3 protein-coding genes and 2 tRNA genes are annotated in these 3,321 nt (G+C 42.7%); 2 read left to right on the plus strand and 3 right to left on the minus strand.

From position 1 onward, the window contains the following. The first annotated feature begins 1 nt into the window (after position 1). Together PLK24_RS09920 and PLK24_RS09925 are read left to right on the plus strand one after the other, a co-directional pair. A tRNA-Leu gene (locus PLK24_RS09920) sits at positions 2-90 on the plus strand. A gap of 13 nt (positions 91-103) precedes the next feature. Then, a tRNA-Met gene (locus PLK24_RS09925) sits at positions 104-180 on the plus strand. 255 nt (positions 181-435) lie between these two features. Here the strand turns inward: PLK24_RS09925 and PLK24_RS09930 are convergent. The 3 genes from PLK24_RS09930 to PLK24_RS09940 are packed head-to-tail and all read right to left on the minus strand — an operon-like array spanning position 436 to position 3,238. Then, positions 436-1,305 (minus strand): hypothetical protein, encoded by an 870-nt coding sequence (locus PLK24_RS09930; RefSeq protein ID WP_324478706.1) that lies wholly within the window; start codon positions 1,303-1,305, stop codon positions 436-438. Between the two features lie 2 nt (positions 1,306-1,307). Then, a complete protein-coding gene (locus PLK24_RS09935) occupies positions 1,308-2,291 on the minus strand; it encodes an ABC transporter permease (protein WP_324478708.1) in 984 nt (327 codons plus the stop codon). Continuing rightward, positions 2,288-3,238, minus strand: coding sequence for an ABC transporter permease (locus PLK24_RS09940; RefSeq protein WP_324478710.1), 951 nt, complete (start codon positions 3,236-3,238; stop codon positions 2,288-2,290). Before PLK24_RS09940 ends, PLK24_RS09935 begins: the two co-directional genes overlap by 4 nt. Between the last annotated feature and the right edge of the window lie 83 nt (positions 3,239-3,321).

Here is a 3,321-nt window from a genome sequence, read left to right on the forward strand (position 1 = left end):
TGCCGGAGTGGCGGAACAGGAAGACGCAACGGACTTAAAATCCGTTGGGGCGCAAGTCCCGTGCCGGTTCGATTCCGGCCTTCGGCACCAGTTAAATAAATATCGCGGGGTGGAGCAGTCAGGAAGCTCGTCGGGCTCATAACCCGGAGGTCGTCGGTTCGAATCCGGCCCCCGCTACCAGTTTTGCTATATTTTCCCCTCTAATCAGAGAATTTCAGCTTAGTCTGGTTTTCTGAAGAGGGGTTTTTTGTTTTCTGAGTCTTTATAGAGGAGACTCGTTTTTCCTTATTAATCATTGATTCTTCGCGAAATTAAAAAGCTACAAGCCATGAAAATAATATGCAATGGGAATAATTTTGAATTGGAATACCTTTCTCGCCGTGATATCCTCTTATTTAAAGCATTCATTTATCTCAATTATTTCATCGAGCTTACTTATTTACACATAAAACAACGACCAAGGACTTCATAAGCATCAGCTTCTGAGAGAGATTCGGGGAAGATAAGAAGAGGGGTAAGAGTTAGATTGAATTTATTGGCTTTATTGGAGAAAAGATCCGAAATTTGAGTAGCAATCTGTGAAGGTTTGAAGTCAATTGAGGCTAAGGTATGACCGGCTTGTATTTCAGCCAAGGCTAAAGTTGAGGATTCAAAGCAAATAATATGATGAGAAAAGGACAGGTATTCTTTCATAATATCTTCACAGCTGGTGAGATAAACCTGCTGGGGAGGTGGTGATTGACAGGGTTTATTGTCTTCGACAATCAAGTGATATTGGGAATGATTATGCAAGTATAACAGAAAGTCTTGGATATAGGATTCATTGTTATGGACGATAAAAGCCGGAGATTGATAACCAGACAGAATGGTTTGGAGTTCTTCCAACACCAGCTCCCAATTGATGGTAATCGGTATAGAATGAAAATAATCAGGGAGGTTGGTTAAATCGCAATTCCAAGTTATAAGAAAAGGTTTTTCCCGAAATTCGATATTTTCACACTCTCGAAAAAAACAATCGGTTAGTTCTTTGGAAAAATCCATTAGGATAATAATACGGGCAAGGCACAATTTTGGGTTTATTTTTTTTTCCAATTCGCCGGGTTGTTTGGAATAAAGATTAATAAATTGTAACTGTGAAGTCGAAAAAACTCTTTTTAAATGAATTTCTAAAAAAGCCGAGAAGTAACGTTCGGGTTGAGCAGCAAAAAGCCAGATAGCCGGTCCCTCTTCAGTAGAAAAAGAAGGACCGGAGAAAAAAAGGAGGATAACTAAAAGTATAATACCTTTTAAAAAACCTCTCTTCATAGCTAAAATTTGCGACGGTTGTATAAAATTTGATTCAGCAGGACACTTCCCACCAGAACTAAACCAAGAGAACCCAACTGCCAGATCTGGTGAATTCCCGCTAACTGCATTCCATTATAGAGCATGGTAATGATAGCGATACTTAATACAACCCCGCCGGCTGTCCCTTCTCCACCCTTGATGCTGACACCTCCTAATACAGCTATGGTGATGGCTTGTAGTTCATAGCCAGTGCCAATATCAGGGCGGGCGCTGGCAATCCGCGAGGTTATTACCCAACCAGCTAGAGCGCTTAGGAGGCCGGAGAGAGTATAAACGATTACTCGAATTTTTTTAACATTAATCCCAGAAAATATCGCCGCCGTTTCATTGCTCCCTACACCATAGAGATGTCTTCCAAGCACGGTTCGATTCATGAGAAACATGAGGATCAAAACCACTGGGATAAAAATAAACAACACCTGAAACGGAAGACCCCCGATACGATGTTGGCCGATAAAATAGAAAGACTCGGGAAAATTGGAAACTGGCATTGGATTGGGGCCAAAACGAGGATCGACCGAAATAATCATAGCCAATGATTTATAGACGTAAAGGCTGGCAAGAGTGACTATAAAAGGAGGGATCTTGGGATAAGCAACCAGGAAACCATTGGCATATCCCATCGCACTGCCGGCGATAAGACCAATGAGGATGGCTAAAGATGGATTAAAACCAGCTCGGCCAATAAGCACTCCAATAATCATAGCGACAATGGTAAGCATGGAACCAACCGAGAGGTCAATGCCAGCACCTCCCGATAGGATGACCAGCATTTCCGCTAAAGCCAATAACCCCAGTTCCACACCGTATTGGGTCATATTGGTGAGGTTATAGAAAGTGAAAAAACCCTTGACGGAAAAGGCAAACACCCCGAAGAGAATGAGAAATAATACCAATAGAAAGAGCACCCGGTTTTCAACGATTTGGCTTCCAATATTTTTCATAACGATTCTCCCCTGGATCGGACGAGGTCGATCATAACCGAAATCAAAATCAGTATCCCGATAACCAAGCCTTCGCTGAGAGCAGGAACGTTCATAAGAACCATACCATTTTTAATAATTCCTACCAAGACTGCTCCCAGCAAGCTTCCAATCACGGTTCCTTTCCCCCCGAAGACGCTGGTGCCACCCAACATTACAGCTGCGATGACTTCGAGTTCGAAACCAGAACCAGTATTGGTTTGTACAATTCCGGTACGGGCAACGTAGATGAGTCCGGCAAAACCGACCAAAAGCCCGGTAAGTGAGTAGACAATTAAAATGGTTCTTGCAAGGTTGACTCCAGAAACTCTGGCTGCTTCTGGGTTGTTCCCAATGGCATAGATTGCCCGTCCGGTTGGTCGGGAACTGAGAAAATAGCTGAAAAGAATAATCAAGACAGCGGTAATCCACATCGATAATGGGATACCCAGCCATTTTCCTAAGCCAATGATCCGTATGTCAGGTGGAATTCCTGAAACCCAACGGCCACCAAGAACTTGGTACATTAAAGCTCGCATCATACTCATCATTCCCAAAGTGACAATTATAGGGGGGACATTCCCATAAGAGATGATGATCCCATTGAGGATGCCAATCCCAAAACCGGTGATAATTGCCGAAAGAACAACGACAACAAAGGATGAACCAGCCATAAGAAGTTTTCCGGCGACCACTGAAGCCATACCTAAGATTGAACCCACCGAAACATCAATACCACCGGTAATGATAACCATGGTCATTCCAATCGCCGATATGGCGACTCCAGAAAGCTGTAAGAGTAAATTAGAAAGGTTACTGACTGACATAAATTTCTCAGTACTCAGTGAAAAAATGACCATTAATACCACTATAAGACCCAAAACTGTAAATTCTCTTCGTTTAATTACAATTTGGAGGTTAGCAGTCATAGGTTTTTCTCCTCAATTGGTGAGCCCTTGGTTTTCAACATTCTTTCTCCGGTTGCGGCACGAATCAGATTCTCTGAGGTAAT

The organism is Atribacter sp. (assembly GCF_035418125.1).
In the GTDB taxonomy this organism is placed as follows: Bacteria; Atribacterota; Atribacteria; order Atribacterales; family Atribacteraceae; genus Atribacter; species Atribacter allofermentans.

Excerpts from the sequence above, each read along its gene's own strand:
- PLK24_RS09930 (WP_324478706.1), bottom strand. The coding sequence starts at position 1,305 with ATGAAGAGAGGTTTTTTAAAAGGTATTATACTTTTAGTTATCCTCCTT.
- PLK24_RS09940 (WP_324478710.1), bottom strand. The coding sequence starts at position 3,238 with ATGACTGCTAACCTCCAAATTGTAATTAAACGAAGAGAATTTACAGTT.
- PLK24_RS09935 (WP_324478708.1), bottom strand. The coding sequence starts at position 2,291 with ATGAAAAATATTGGAAGCCAAATCGTTGAAAACCGGGTGCTCTTTCTA.